The sequence below is a fragment of the Flavobacteriales bacterium genome (assembly GCA_016715895.1).
Classification (GTDB): domain Bacteria; phylum Bacteroidota; class Bacteroidia; order Flavobacteriales_F; family PHOS-HE28; genus PHOS-HE28.
Window position 1 is genome coordinate 520,160 of sequence record JADJXH010000003.1, and the last position, 14,447, is coordinate 534,606.

Annotated in this window: 12 protein-coding genes; 5 read left to right on the plus strand and 7 right to left on the minus strand. The window is 64.5% G+C overall.

From position 1 onward, the window contains the following. Positions 1 to 22: 22 nt before the first annotated feature. Positions 23 to 1,087: a tetratricopeptide repeat protein gene (locus tag IPM49_02375; GenBank protein MBK9273372.1), complete on the plus strand. Its 1,065-nt coding sequence runs from the start codon at positions 23 to 25 to the stop codon at positions 1,085 to 1,087. 9 nt (positions 1,088 to 1,096) lie between these two features. Here IPM49_02375 and IPM49_02380 read toward each other — a convergent pair whose 3' ends face one another. Next, complete coding sequence (locus tag IPM49_02380; protein ID MBK9273373.1) at positions 1,097 to 2,581, minus strand: hypothetical protein; 1,485 nt, start codon at positions 2,579 to 2,581, stop codon at positions 1,097 to 1,099. Between the two features lie 138 nt (positions 2,582 to 2,719). Between IPM49_02380 and IPM49_02385 the strand changes: the two genes are divergently transcribed. After that, entirely contained in the window at positions 2,720 to 2,983 is a 264-nt protein-coding gene (locus IPM49_02385) for a type B 50S ribosomal protein L31 (protein ID MBK9273374.1), read from the plus strand. A gap of 68 nt (positions 2,984 to 3,051) precedes the next feature. Here the strand turns inward: IPM49_02385 and IPM49_02390 are convergent, their stop codons facing one another. The 3 genes from IPM49_02390 to pcaF are packed head-to-tail and all read right to left on the minus strand — an operon-like array spanning position 3,052 to position 6,519. Then, positions 3,052 to 3,663, minus strand: a complete 612-nt coding sequence (locus IPM49_02390) for a YdeI/OmpD-associated family protein (GenBank protein ID MBK9273375.1) — start codon at positions 3,661 to 3,663, stop codon at positions 3,052 to 3,054. Positions 3,664 to 3,689: 26 nt separating this feature from the next. Continuing rightward, positions 3,690 to 5,279, minus strand: a complete 1,590-nt coding sequence (locus IPM49_02395; GenBank protein MBK9273376.1) for a hypothetical protein — start codon at positions 5,277 to 5,279, stop codon at positions 3,690 to 3,692. Positions 5,280 to 5,310: 31 nt separating this feature from the next. Further along, positions 5,311 to 6,519 (minus strand): 3-oxoadipyl-CoA thiolase, encoded by a 1,209-nt coding sequence (pcaF, locus tag IPM49_02400; GenBank protein ID MBK9273377.1) that lies wholly within the window; start codon positions 6,517 to 6,519, stop codon positions 5,311 to 5,313. Positions 6,520 to 7,068: 549 nt separating this feature from the next. On the opposite strand from pcaF, the gene IPM49_02405 reads away from it, so the two are divergent. Beyond that, on the plus strand, positions 7,069 to 7,491 hold the full coding sequence (locus tag IPM49_02405) for a hotdog fold thioesterase (GenBank protein ID MBK9273378.1): 423 nt from the start codon (positions 7,069 to 7,071) through the stop codon (positions 7,489 to 7,491). A gap of 3 nt (positions 7,492 to 7,494) precedes the next feature. Here the strand turns inward: IPM49_02405 and pdeM are convergent, their stop codons facing one another. Beyond that, positions 7,495 to 8,184: a ligase-associated DNA damage response endonuclease PdeM gene (gene pdeM, locus IPM49_02410; GenBank protein MBK9273379.1), complete on the minus strand. Its 690-nt coding sequence runs from the start codon at positions 8,182 to 8,184 to the stop codon at positions 7,495 to 7,497. Positions 8,185 to 8,249: 65 nt separating this feature from the next. On the opposite strand from pdeM, the gene IPM49_02415 reads away from it, so the two are divergent. Next, complete coding sequence (locus IPM49_02415; GenBank protein MBK9273380.1) at positions 8,250 to 9,236, plus strand: sodium:calcium antiporter; 987 nt, start codon at positions 8,250 to 8,252, stop codon at positions 9,234 to 9,236. 3 nt (positions 9,237 to 9,239) lie between these two features. Then, a complete protein-coding gene (locus IPM49_02420) occupies positions 9,240 to 11,789 on the plus strand; it encodes a cation-translocating P-type ATPase (protein MBK9273381.1) in 2,550 nt (849 codons plus the stop codon). Here the strand turns inward: IPM49_02420 and IPM49_02425 are convergent. Continuing rightward, on the minus strand, positions 11,786 to 13,081 hold the full coding sequence (locus tag IPM49_02425; protein ID MBK9273382.1) for a hypothetical protein: 1,296 nt from the start codon (positions 13,079 to 13,081) through the stop codon (positions 11,786 to 11,788). The two genes, IPM49_02420 and IPM49_02425, sit on opposite strands and share 4 nt — an antisense overlap. 191 nt (positions 13,082 to 13,272) lie before the next feature. Further along, positions 13,273 to 14,445 (minus strand): ATP-binding protein, encoded by a 1,173-nt coding sequence (locus tag IPM49_02430; GenBank protein ID MBK9273383.1) that lies wholly within the window; start codon positions 14,443 to 14,445, stop codon positions 13,273 to 13,275. Between the last annotated feature and the right edge of the window lie 2 nt (positions 14,446 to 14,447).

A 14,447-nucleotide genomic window follows, 5' to 3' on the forward strand; every position in this document is an offset into this window, starting at 1 on the left:
CGGAAGGGGCTTCTTCGTTCCCATGACCCACGGCGCACGCCCCCTCGGCCACCTGCTCGTCCTGATGATGCTGGCCTGCCGGCCCTCGACCCCGCCGCCCGCCGACAGTACCGTCCCTGCCGCGTCCACGGGCGGCCTTGCCGAACAGCTGGCCGCGCTTGAGCAGCGGATCGTGGCCGACCCCACCAACGCGTCGCTCTACGCCGAGCGTGCGCGGTTGTACACCGCGGCGGACAGCCTCCGGCAGGCCTTCCGGGACTGGGAACGGGCCATCGCTGCGGACAGCACCCATGCAGGATACCGGATCGAGCGGGGCGACCTGTACTACCGGCAGACGATGGTGGATCGGGCGCGGTCCGAGTTCGAACGGGCCATCGCCCTGGCACCGGATCAGCCCGAGCCGAGGTTGAAACTGGCGGAGATCGAGCTGGTGCTCCGTCACCATCGCGAGGCCATGGAGCTGGTGAACACCGCGCTCCGCATGGACCCCCACCTGGCCAAGGGGTACTACCTCAAAGGGTGGATCTACAAGGAAGCAGGCGACACCGCGCTGGCCATTTCCAGCCTGCGCACGGCGGTGGAGCAGGACCCGGGCCATTACAGTGCCTTCATCCAGCTCGGGCTGTTGCACGCCGGGCTCCACGACCGACTTGCCGTGGACTACTACCGATCGGCGCTGGCCATCCGGCCCAACAGCGTGGAAGCCCTGTACAACCTGGGCATGTATCAGCAAGACCATGGCGAGGACAGCCTGGCGATGGACACCTACGCCCGCATTGCCGAGGTGGACAGCCTGAACGCGCTGGCGCCGTACAACACCGGCTACATCCATCTGGAACACCGGCAGGACCCGCGCAGTGCCATCGCCTGGTTCACCAAGGCCACGGAGCTGAACACCAACTATCACCAGGCCTGGTACAACCGGGGTGTGGCGTACGAACGGCTGGACCGGCTGGACAGTGCTGCGGCCGATTACCAGGTGGCCCTGCTCATCCGCCCGGATTATGACCTCGCCGCGGAAGCCCTTCAGCGGGTGTATGCGAACGGTGCGTACGTGAAGGCCTTCGACCGCGAACGAGGACGCTGAGCAGGAGCCTCAGGGCACGTACTCATAGCAGCCCAGATCGGGCGGGAAGGAGCGTGGCTGCCCATCCAGGTCCGTGAGCGCCTCGATGGTGCTGTTGATGCCCCGGTCGATGCAGGGTGACCCGGAGGTGAGGTGCTGATCGCCCGTGCTCACGAACGCCGGGTTCAGATTCCGGATGATCGACGGTTGATCGGGGAAGTGGACCCCATCGTTGGTGGGCTGGTCGGTGCGGAACAGGTAATTGGTGAAGGTGTAGTCCGTGGTCGCACCAGGCTCCAGTTCGATGAGGAACTCGTTGCTGTTGGCCCCGTGGATGACCCCGTTCCGGAAGGTGCTTCCCGTGATGTCGCGCACCTGCACGACCCCGTCGATGCCCTGATAGGTATTGGTCAGCAGGAAGGCCGGATCGTTCCGCACATCGTAGGACCAGAAGTTGGAGATGGTGGTGTGGTTGAAGAAGTACTCACCACCGCCGGTCAGGGCCATGCAGAATTGCCCTGCATCGGCCACCAGCAGGTTGTTGCTGGTGATCCGGTAGTTGCGGCTCAGGATGCCGGCGGCCGAGCAGTTCCGGATGCTCACATTGTTCAGGACGAGCTTGGCCGCGCTCGTTGGGGCCAAGGGGTCGAGCGGGAAGGTCTCGCATTGAACACCGATCAGGGCGTTCCGAATCTGCACATGCTCGAACACGTTGTCCTGATTGGCCTCACCTTCATTGATCCAGATCCGATCCCACTGGCCGGGCAGATCCTGATAGGCGGGCTCCAGCCGATCGCCCTGGAACACGATCGGCTGGTCCACAAGACCTTGGGCGGTGATGCGCCCGTACTTGTAGACCCACAGCCCACCCCCTCCATGCACATAGATCCGCGTACCGGGCTGGATGACCAGCGCATTGCAGCTGTCCACCACGGCGTAGCCCAGGATGAGGATGGGCTTTTCAGGGGTCCAGACCACGGTCTCCCCACAGATCTGGTTCCCGTTCTGGTCAAAGCCGCCCGCGACATAGGTGAAGGGGGGGAATCCCTGAACGAACTCATCCGGCCGGTACACCACCGCATCCTGCCCCCAGACCTGAAGGAGCACGGACTGGTCCACCCCGTTGGTGTTGAAGCGGATGAAGTCCTCCACCAGGAACGGGGTGTTCACCCCGCCGGCACCCGGCAGCACTTCGACGAACACGAACAGGCTGTCCTCGCCAAGGATCTCCACGTCCTCAAAGCTCTCTCCGCTGAGGCCGTCCACATTGATCCGGAACGGCGAGGGGGCTCCGCCGACCAGGGCGATGTCGACCTTCACCGCGTTGGCGTCCGGGTTCCGGACGGTGAAGCGCTTGGTCACCGAGGTGGTCAACGTGGTGAACACCGTGTCGAACAGCACCGTGTCGCGGCTGAAGTCCAGCGTGACCCCATCCTCGGTGAACCGCAGGTCCTTACGGCAGCCCGCCAGAATGATGAGACCGGCGGACAGAGCGAGGAACGTGCGGGTCGACATGGGGTGCAAAGATGGCTCGGCCTCCAATACGGAAGGGGCCGGACGATCATTGCCCGGAAGACCATTTGGTGAACTCGTCGATCCGGCTTACTTTTGCGCCCCCGCTGCACGAAGTGGCGGATCGAGAACCGCAGAACCATGAAGGACGGCATCCACCCCGAGAACTACCGCGTCGTGGTGTTCAAGGACATGTCCAACGACTACATGTTCCTGAGCCGCAGTTGCGCGGCCACCAAGGAGAGCATCAAGTGGGAGGACGGCAACGAGTATCCCCTCGTGAAGCTGGACATCAGCCATACCTCTCATCCGTTCTACACCGGCAAGATGATGCTGATCGACACCGCTGGCCGGGTGGACAAGTTCAACAAGCGGTACGCGCGCCACAACAAGGAGGCGAAGTAAACCGCCCCCTACGGAGATGGAAGCCCTCGGTCCCTGGACCGGGGGCTTTTCCGTTCGTGCTGGTGGCCTCAGCTCTTGACGCGGTATCGCTCGTTCCGTGTCCGCCCCTCCCGGATATCCTGGTACGCCTCGGCCACCCGGCGTTTGCGGGTCTCGTCCTTGCGTGCGTCGGTGATCCACTCCACGTATTCACGCTGCTGCGCCGCGGTCATGTCTTCCCAGTGCGACCAGGCCTCGTCGTCCTTCCGCAGCACGGCATCCAGTTCCTCAGGAAGGACGAGGGCTTTCCGGAGCGGTTTGGCATCCGGAAGCTTTGCGCCACTGAGGTTCACCTTCACGGCCTGCTTCACGAGGTCCATGAAGGCCTTTTCATCGATCGCCCCGCCTTCCTCGATCCGGTACTTCCGGATGCCCTTGGCTTCATCTTTCTCGGGCTTGTCGAAGAGCTTGTGCGCGTCCTTCAAGAGGGCGCCCTTGTGGAACCAGACGCACACGGCGTGTTTCAACCCGATGGTACCGATCATGATCCCGTCATGATCGAAATGAGGCATGTTCCACCGCCAGGTCTCCTCGATGGTCTCGTCCACCGAGTGGATGAGCTGGCGAAGGCGGACCAGGGTGCGTCGATGCCATTCAGGCTGTTCGGCGATGTACAGGTTGATCTGTTCCTGAGGGAGCATGGCAGAGGGTTCAGAGGTCGGTCCGATCAGCGTCTGGTCTCTTGTTCGAACTGCACGGACAACGGGAACGTCTTGTCTCCTTGGAGCTTGAAGCCGGCCAGCATGACGGTCTCGTTCGGCGCCACGGTCCAGCGCCGCTCGGGCAGCACGATGGCCACATCAGCGCCTCCGTTCACCACGGAGCGGGCCTTTGAGGTCCCGTCCGCCTTGAACTCCAGAAGGAGGGCCTCGCCACCACCGTCCAATGGCGGCACGGGTTCGCCGGACTTACGGCGCTCCTCATTGGCCATATCGTCGTTCAGCAGCACATGAAGGAGGTCATTCTGCACGAAGGCCACAGGCGCCCCGCGTCCCGGTTTCTCCAGGTTGATCTCGCGGTCCAGGACGGTGTACCATACCGTCTCGCCGTTCGCATCCACACGCATCACGTGCAGGTCACGGGTGACGTAGCTTTCACGAGTGACCGGCTGGTTCGCGAAGTTCTTGCTTTGAATGGTGCGCAAAGCGCTTTCGTTCGCCAGAAGGACCGCACCTCCGTCGCTGAACACCTGAAGGTCCTCGGCCACCATGTCCATCTGGAGCTCTTTTCTGTCCTTGATCACCACCGGTTGGAGCGTATGCAGCTTGAACGCCCCCCAGGTGAAGGTCGTGCGGTCGAGGGTGGTGAAGAACAGGCCTTTTGATCGATCACGCGGCAGGGTGGGCTCGCCATAGGTGCCCGCGACCATCAGCGCACCATCCTTCCGAAGGGCCAGGCGTACATCCTGAGCGTAGGGGGCGCCCGGCAGGTCCAGCACCACCTGCTGCTGTCCCGCGCTGTCCATCCGCACAACGGCCCAGGAGAACCCCATCTGTTCCTTGACCTTGGGTGCCGGATCGGTCACCCATTTCACAAGTCGCCAGACCACACCATCGCCATCCAGCACGGTAGCGGCCACAACGATCTCCTTCACCGCGGCATCCACCTCCATGGCGCGCGCCCAATGCAGGCTCATGTCCTTGTGGAACACGGCCGCGAACCAGGGAGCCCCCGGTCGCTGGGTGCTGCGGGGGTCAAGGGTGAGCATGAACCGGGATGTGTCCGAACTGGGGATGCACATCAATCCGACCGCGGCGCCAGGCGTGAACCAGCTATGATCCTTGCCGAACCGATCGAACGGGAGCAACACGTGTTCCTGGGCTCCCTTCACACCTTGGAGGCTCCTGGGATTCATCTCCTGCCGGAGGACCTGGACCCCTGACCGCTCCAGATCGATCTTGGAACCGAACAACCAAAGCTTTCGCTGATGGCGCCCGACCGTTTCCACCGCCACCGGGGTCTCGCCGTACACCATCTTGGGCGCTGCGCTCTTGATGGGGGAGAGGGTGGCGCGGTCGTAGGTCACCAGGCCCCACGTCATGCCCGTCTGCGGATATCCGCCAAGGACCTCGGCGTCAGCGGGCACCTGCATGGCGACCAAGGCCCCTTCATCCCCTTTCACCACCGTATGCAGGGTGGTGCCATCCTCGATCCGGCGACCGAGGTCGGCCTTCACCTTCACACGGACCTTCGGTGGTTGTTGGGCCACCGCCATCAGACCGGTGCTCAAAGCGAGGAGGGCAAGAGTTCGCAACATGGGGTCCTGGAATAGCTGAGGTGAAGGTAGTTCAGCAGCGTTCGAGAATGACGGCATAGCCCTGACCCACGCCGATGCACATGGTGCACAAGGCGTATCGCTTACCGGTGTCCTGGAGCTCGAGGGCGGCGGTGTGCAACAACCGCGCACCGCTCATGCCCAAAGGGTGTCCCAAGGCGATGGCGCCCCCATTGGGATTGAGCCTTGGGTCATCATCAGCGATCCCGAGTGCGCGCGTGCAGCTCAGGACCTGGGCCGCGAACGCTTCGTTGAGCTCAATGATCCCGATGTCGTCGAGCCCGAGCCCGGCGCGCTTCAAAGCCAGCTTGGTGGCGCTCACTGGGCCGATGCCCATGACACGTGGTTCCACCCCTGTCACCGCGGCCGTCACGATCCGCGCCAAGGGTCTCAGGCCATACCGGTTCAAGGCGCCATCCCCCGCCACCAGCACGGCAGCGGCACCGTCGTTCAAACCGCTGCTATTACCGGCCGTCACCGATCCGTTGCGCCGGAATGCCGGCTTCAACCCGGCCAGGGCCTCGAGCGTGGTCGCCGGCTTGATGAACTCATCCTTCTCCATGATCCTGGGGTCACCTTTCCGCTGGGGTACAGGCACCGGTACGATCTCGCGAGCCAGGCGCCCACTGTCCAGTGCAGCTGTGGCTTTGCGCTGGCTCCATAGGGCGAACCGGTCCTGGTCCTCACGGCTGATGGGCGCGGAATCGAGGAGATTCTCCGCGGTCTCGCCCATCTGATCCACACCGTATCTCTCCTTCATGCCGGGATTCACGAAACGCCAGCCGAAGCTGCTGTCGAAAAGTTGAGCGTCCCGTCCATAGGGAGTGCTGGTCTTGCTCATCACCCAAGGGCCGCGGGTCATGTGCTCCACTCCGCCCGCAATGAGCAGGTCGCCATGACCCGCTTGGATGGCCCGCCCGGCCTGAACAACGGCGCTCATGCCACTGGCACAAAGCCGGTTGACGGTCTCACCCGGCACGCTTACGGGCAACCCGGCCAACAACAGCGCCATGCGGGCCACGTTGCGATTGTCCTCACCGGCTTGGTTCGCGCAGCCCAGGATCACATCGTCCACGGCGGACGGATCAATGGTGGGCTGCCGCTTCACCAGTTCACGAAGCACGTGGGCGGCCAGATCATCGGCACGCACGGGTGCAAGGGCTCCGGCGAAGGCCCCGATGGGTGTACGGACCGCATCGATGAGATAAACGTTGGAGGCCATGGGTTCTGGACAAGGCTGCGAAGATGCAACAGGGGGTGTTAAGGTCCGGGCGCAAGTGGCAGAGGAGGGGCCCAGTGAGCCTGCTCAGCGTAGTCGACGCGCAGTCCGCGACCCTGCCCGGCATCCCTCATTCACTTGAGGATCAGAGCCATATCGCGGCGCACGCCTCGATCGTCAGCAAGACAGGGTAGAAGGTGTTCCGCCTTGGGCTTGACGGGGAAGCAGGCCGTTGAAACAGGGATTTGCGGATGTCGTTCTCTGTGGAGCGGGATCTGAAGACGTATGCATGGCCATACATATGTGTGGCTAGGGTGCGCTTTGTACTGGCGTTCGGTAACCTGCTGATCAACAGGGACAAACCATCAACGCCAGCAATACTCTTCACTTGTTCCTATACGGTTCGTAGGCGGGCAACCTGGGTGCATTGGCCGAGCGGATGTCTAGCATTTCCGCCCATTTCCTGGATGATCGAGAAGGTGGGAAAGCCCCATGAACATATGTATGGCCATACATACGATAGAGACCACCGGAGCCATCTACCTTGGCACCATGGACACGCATGACCTGGCTCAACGCGTGGTCGCGACGATGTACGATCGCGACCCCTTCAGCCGGTGGTTAGGGATCGAACGGCTCGTGGTGGCTCCCGGCCGGTGTGTTCTGCGCATGACCGTCAGGGACGAGATGCTGAACGGTTTCGCCATCGCGCACGGGGGCATCGCGTACAGCCTGGCGGACAGCGCTCTTGCATTCGCATCCAATTCGCATGGCGTCCAATCCGTGAGCATTGAGACCAGCATCACCCATACGCGTCCTGTGCGCTCGGGGGATACCCTTACGGCGACCACAACGGAAAAGAACCGCTCCACGCGGTTCGCCACCTATGAGGTGATCGTGACGGACCAGATGGAGCGCACCGTGGCCCTCTTCAAGGGGACGGTCTTTCGTACCGGTGAGGAGTGGGCGGTCTAGTGCTCAGCGGGTCCGCGAGCCAATGGGCAGCGACACGCCCGTGACGTCCAGGACGCTGGTAGGGGTGCACGCGAAAACGCGCTGCATCGGTGTGGGCCTGATCTTGAAGAGACCTTGCCGAAGGCCGAAGGCCGGAAGAACGGTGCTTGTCGGGCTTGTCACGAAGCATGGCAGCGTGATCCGTTGCTGACCGGCTCCGCTCAGCACCACTCCCGGGTGCAAGTGACCTCCGATGCGGTGTCCCGGGCGCTCATCGCTCCGATCCATGGGGTCATGGCGCAGGATGATCCCATCCACCAAGACCTCCTCCTCATGGACCATCAGGCCGGCATCCCGATATCGCCGTTCGCTGAGCCGGTCGTGATTGCCCGGCACGAGGTGGACCTCCTCGTTGCGGGACCGGCACCAAGCCTCGAACCCATCCCAGCTCCGGTTCAGGTCGCTGTGGAACAGATCGCCCAGGATGATCAGCCGGTCAGGCTTGAAATGGTCCAACACCTGCGCGAGCCGCTCCAAGGTGGCCGCATCATCGCCTTCCGGAAGCGGCACACCGGCCTTGCGGAAATGGGCCGCCTTGCCGAGATGCAGATCGGAGACCAGCAGCCAGTTGCGCTCGCGCCAGAACAAGCCGCCCCATGGGTGCATGGTGAATTGAACGCCTGGGCGATGGATCTCAATGTCGAAGGGCAGCATACCGGCCAAGGTACTTCAGTCGCAAAGCGGTCGACTCCTTAGGCACGTACATTCACCACGAACCCATGTTGATCGCCATCCTCGGTTTCGGTGCCTGCGCCGCTGCCATCTGGTTCAGTGGAACACACCTCGCCCGCCTCGGCGACCGCCTTGCCGAGATCACCGGCCTGGGTCGCGCCTGGCTCGGCCTGGTCCTCATGGCCACCGTCACGTCGTTGCCGGAGCTCTTCGTGGGGATCGGATCCGCAGGCATCCATGGCAACGCCGACCTCGCCGTGGGCGATGTGCTCGGCAGTTGCGTGTTCAACCTGCTCATCCTTTCGGTGCTCGATGCCTTCCACCGCGGACCGGGCCTGTTGCGGATGGTCGAGCCCAAGCATGTGCTCAGCGCGGCCTTGTGTATTGTACTCCTCTCTTTGGTCGGCTTCGGCCTCTTCCTGCCCGACCAGTACGTGGTGATGGGCTGGGTGGGCGCGCTCAGTCTGGTCTTTGTCGGCGTCTACCTGGTGGCCATGCGGATGGTGTACTGGCATCTGGGCCAGGCCGCCGGACAGGACGGAACGGAAGCGCCGGGCAGGACGGGGCTCGGTCGCGTATTGGGTTGGTATGCCGTGCATGCCGCCGTGGTCATCGCCGCCGCACTGTTCCTGCCCGGCTTCGCCGAGACCATCACCGAGGAGACAGGTATGAAGGCGTCCTTCGTAGGCACCCTCCTTCTGGCTTTGTCGACCTCATTGCCCGAAGTGGCCGTATCGGTCGCGGCACTGCGCATCGGTGCGTTGGATATGGCCGTATCCAACCTGCTCGGAAGCAACCTCTTCAACATCGTCATCCTCTCGATCGACGACCTCGTGTACCGCGGTGGGTTCCTGCTGAAGGAGGCTTCTGATGCGCACCTCTTGTCGGTCCTCAGCACCATCATCATGAGCGCCATCGTCATCGTTGGGCTCAATTTCCGCACGGCGCCCAAACGCTTCCTGCTCGCTTGGGACACTTTCCTGATCCTCGTGGTTTACATAGTAAACCTGATCCTCCTCTACCGCATCTCGTGAACCATGAAATGGCACTTGCTGGATCTCGGCGAACTGCGCCAGGCCTTGGGCGTGGGCGAGCAGGGCTTGAGCGAGGCCAATGCGGCGGACCGCCTGCTCGAGCAAGGCCCGAACGAACTGGAGGGCAAGCGCCGGCGCACGCTGCTCGGCCTCTTTCTTGCCCAGTTCAAGGACCTGATGATCCTGGTGCTGCTCGCCGCAGCGATCGTTGCAGGTTCCATCGGCGATCTCACGGACACCCTCATCATCCTGGCCATCGTGGGCGTGAACGCGGTGATCGGTGTGGTGCAGGAGTTCCGCGCGGAGAAGGCGCTGGAGGCCCTGCGGCGTATGGCGGCCCCGCAGGCCACCGTGCGGCGCGGCGGCGCGCTTCGTACCCTGCCTGCTCGTGAGCTCGTGCCCGGCGATGTGGTGCTGCTCGAAGCGGGACAAGTGGTGCCCGCCGACCTGCGTTTCACCGCCTGCCACGGCCTGCGCATACATGAGGCCGCGCTCACCGGCGAATCGCTCGACACCATGAAGCAGCCCGGTGAGCTGGAAGGGGAGGACCTCCCGCTCGGCGACCGCAGCAACATGGGCTTCAAGGGCACCGTGGTGGCCAAGGGTCGCGGCGAGGGCATCGTGGTGGCCACCGGCATGCGTACCGAGATGGGACGCATCGCCCAGTTGCTGGACCAGGGCATCAGCGCCACGCCCCTGCAGAAGCGCATGGCCGCCTTCGGCAAGGTGGTGGCCGCGGCCGTGCTCGCCATCTGTGCAGTGCTGTTCACGGTGGGCTGGCTGCGTGGCGGCGATCCGCTCACGTTGCTGCTCACGTCGATCTCGCTGGCCGTGGCCGCCATCCCCGAGGCCCTGCCCGCGCTGATGTCCGTGTCGCTGGCCCTCTCCGCCGCCCGCATGGTGAAGCAGGAGGCCCTCGTGCGCCGGCTGGCCGCAGTGGAGACGCTCGGCTCTGTCACCGTGATCTGTACGGACAAGACCGGCACGCTCACCCGCAACCGCATGCGTGTGGAGGAGCTCGTGGTGCTGGACGAGGCGCAGCGCGCGCGGCTGCTCCAGGCCATGACACTGAGCAACGACGTGCTGCCAGGACCCGATGGTCCGGTGGGTGAGGGCACCGAGCTCGCGCTCTTCGAGCATGCCGAGGCCAATGGTGTGCTGAAGGCTGAAGTCGAACTTCAGCTGCCGCGCGTGGCCGAAGTGCCCTTCGATGCCGTGCGCAAGTGCATGAGCACCATCCACCGCCTCTCCGACGGCCGCCACCAGCTCTTCATCAAGGGCGCGCTCGAATCCCTGTGGGAACGCGTGCCTTCGGCCGATCCCCGCTGGCGCACCGAGGCCGACCGCCTCGCCGCCGAGGGGCTGCGTGTCATGGCCCTGGGCTGGCGCGAACTGCCGCCGGGGCCCTTACCCGAGGACCCGCACCCCCTGGAACGAGAGATCACCTTGCTCGGTCTCGCGGGCATCCAGGACCCGCCGCGCGACGAGGTGCCGCAGGCCATCGCCGATTGCCACGGCGCCGGCATTCGAACGGTGATGATCACCGGCGACCACCCCGTCACCGCGCGCACCGTCGCCCGGCGCATCGGCCTTCTGGGCCCGGCTGAAGCGGAGGACCCGCGCAGTGTGATCACCGGCGCAGCGCTCGCGAAGCTCGATGCCAGGGCCCTGCGTGAGCGGGTGGACCACCTCCGCGTGATCGCCCGTGTTTCGCCCGAGCAGAAGCTCGACATCGTGGCCGCCCTGCAGGAGCACGGGCATTTCGTGGCCATGACCGGCGATGGCGTCAACGACGCGCCGGCCCTCAAGCGCGCCGACATCGGCGTGGCCATGGGCATCACCGGCACCGATGTGTCGCGCGAGGCGGCCGACATGGTGCTGCTCGACGACAACTTCGCCACGCTGGCCCAGGCCGTGCGCGAAGGGCGCCGGGTGTTCGACAACATCCGGAAGTTCATCAAGTACACCCTCACCTCGAACGCCGGCGAGATCTGGGCCATCGCCCTGGCACCGCTCATCGGCCTGCCCATCCCGCTGCTGCCGGTGCACATCCTGTGGATCAACCTGGTCACCGATGGCTTGCCCGGCCTCTTCCTGTCCAAGGAACCGGCCGAGTCCGATGTCATGCGCAGGCCGCCGCGCCATCCCAAGGAGAGCATCTTCGCCCATGGCATGGCCTTTCACATCTTCTGGGTGGGCCTGCTCATGGGTGGCATCACGCTGGCCGCGCAGGCCTGGGCCATCGGTACCGGCCATGCCCATGGGCAGACGATCGCGTTCAACGTGCTTTGCCTCAGCCAGATGGGCCATGTCTGGGCCATCCGCACCGAGCGCTCGTTCTTCCGCACCAGGTTCCTCTCCAATCCCGCGCTGCTTGGCGCTGTGGCACTCACCTTCGGCCTTCAGGCCATGGTCACCTTCGTGCCGGTGTTCCAGGAGATCTTCCACACCCAGGCGCTCACGCTGGAGGAGTTCCTCGTGGTCACGGCGCTATCGTCCGTGGTCTTCTTCGGGGTGGAGGTGGAGAAGCTGGTCTCCAAGCGGCACGCTTAGCGTACCACCACCACGCGTCGGCCGATCACCGGGGCACCATCCCGCTCCACACGCAGCACATAGGCGCCCGTGGGCAGGTCGATGGCGAGCACGGCGCGATCGGATGCGGCGCGTTCCGCAGCCACCACGCGGCCCAGGGCATCCAGCAGGGTCAGGTCCTCGCCGCCTTGGAGGCCGCCGATGTGCAGCAAGCCCGCATCCACAGGCATCGGCCAAACGTTGACATCAACGTGTTGTGCTTCACCGGTGTATGTGACAACGCCGAAGATGTCCTCGAAAGCCTGGGCGTACTCATCAGGTGTGGCGCAGTTCGCGGTGGCGTCCCAGTTGATGCTCCAGGTCATCAGCCCGCGCAGGGTGGGGTAGGTCCCCATACGCTGGTAGCTGCCTGGTTGGTTGCCCACTCCGCGCAGATAGTCCACAGCCTGCTCCAGCACAACGGGCGTTACGTAGCCGCCACCGGCCGCGAGCGGACAGGCAGGCAGGCCGATGGCCACCTTCTCCGGCGGCAGCGGGGCGAAGAAGCCGCCGCCCGTGGTGAAGCCCTGCAGCAGCGCCTCGGTCTGGCTTACGATGAAGTCGGCCGTGCCCTGGGTGTAGATGCCGCCGTCGATGCCGTACATGCTGCCGCTGTTGTACAGCTGCACCTGCAGGATGTCCAGGCGGTTCCGCAGCGCATCGATGATGGGCAGGTACGCGCCCCAGATGCCGCCGTACGCGCTCATGCCGCCCTGCACGTAGGCGGTCTCGGGCGCCATGGTCAGCATCATGGGCACACCGTTCGCGGCCTCGTACTGGTCGGCGATGCTGTTCACCGCATCGATCAGGCGGGTGATGCGGGCATCGGTGGGGGTGGCGATGGTGCCGCCACTGATGGCCACCGACGCGCCCTCAAGGTCGATGTCCAGGCCGTCGAAGCCGTAGGTGTCGAGGATGCCCAGCATGCTGCTCACGAACTGGTCGCGCTCGGCATCGCTGTCCAAATGCACCGTGGCGTTGGCCCCGCCGATGCTGATCAACACCTTCCTGCCCTGGGCCTGCAGCGCGGCCACATCAGCGATGAAGGTGGCGGGCGCGGTCTCGGCCGGGGCGAACACCATGTCGTACGTGCTGCCCACCGCGGGCACGGCGAAGCTCACCTCGATCACCGTGTAGCGCGGGTCCACCTGGCTAAGCTCCAGGTAGGGCGCGTTGCCGTCGTTCCAGTTGTGCCAGTAGCCCACCAGGTCGGGGCCTTGGGCGTGGACGTTGATGAACAGGATCAGGGCTGACAGAAGGGTGAGAGGACGCATGTGCATGATGGTCGGTGCTGCCCGAAGGTGAGGGATCGCGGCCGAATGGCGGGAGCGAGGTGCTCCGATCCTTGGGTAGCTGAGCAGGGTCCACTTCAGCTGGGCCTGGCGCCTGAATGATCGGCCCATCGAGCTTTAGTTCATGAGATTCCTAAAGTATAACTTTAAATAACTCAAAACTGTCCGAAGGCTCACATGCGCTCCATCCACTGCATCAGCTCCATCGCTTTAACGCCATGGGCAAGGCTTTCAGGCGTTCGTCGGTCGCCCTTCCGGTGCAGGATGAAGCAACGTGCGGGGCGGGCCAGCTTGCGTTTTTCTTCGAAAGCCTTGGTGAGCTGTGCCAATGCAGCGGCCATGCCGGGCACCGGTGTGCGCGAGGCCTTGCACTCGATCATGTCCACCCCGCTGTTGGGCGTGGGCACCAGGAAGTCCACCTCCAGCCCCTGCTGGTCGCGGAAGTGGTAGAGCTCGCGGCGCTGGCCGCTGTTCACCTGCCGCTTGATGAGCTCGGCGGCCACGAAGCCCTCCCACAGCGCGCCCAGGAAGGGCGAACGCTCCAGCTCGGCCGCCGTGGTGATGCCCAGCAGGTGGCAGGCCAGCCCGCTGTCGGCGTAGTACACCTTGGGCGACTTGATGAGGCGCTTGCCCAGGTTCTCGTAGAAGGGCGGCACGATGAGCAGCTGCTGGGTGGTCTCCAGCACGCCCAGCCACTGGTTGATGGTGGGCACGCTCACGCCCAGCGGTGCGGCCAGTTCGGTGCGGTTGAGCACCTGCCCGTGCCGTGTGGCCAGCAGGGCCATGAAGCGCCGGAAGGTGGCCAGGTCGCGGACGTTGGTCACGGCGCGCACGTCGCGTTCCAGGTAGGTCTGCACGTAGCTGCTGAACCACAGCGCCGCGCCCTTGGGCCGCGCCACGGCCTCGGGGTAGCCGCCGTGCAGCATCCCCACGCGCGGCGATTCCGTGATGGACAAGGGGTACAGCTGCAGCACGGCCGCGCGCCCCGCCATCGATTCGGTGACACCGCCCATGAGCGCGGCCTCCTGCGAGCCGGTGAGGAACCACTGCCCCGTGCGCCGAGGGTTCCGGTCGATGCGGGAGCGCACGTAGGAGAAGAGCTCGGGCACGTTCTGCACCTCGTCGAGGATCGCGGGAAGCTTCAGCTCATCGAGGAAGCCCTGCGGGTCGGCGCGCATGCGGGCGATCACGTCGGGGTCTTCCAGCAGGGTGTACGAGGCCTTGGGGAAGAGCTTCCGCAGCAGCACGGTCTTGCCCGCGCGGCGCGGACCCGTGAGCACCACGGCGGGGAAGGAGCGGGAGGCCTTCAGCAGTACCGTTCCCAGGTCTCGGTCGGTGTAGCGCATGT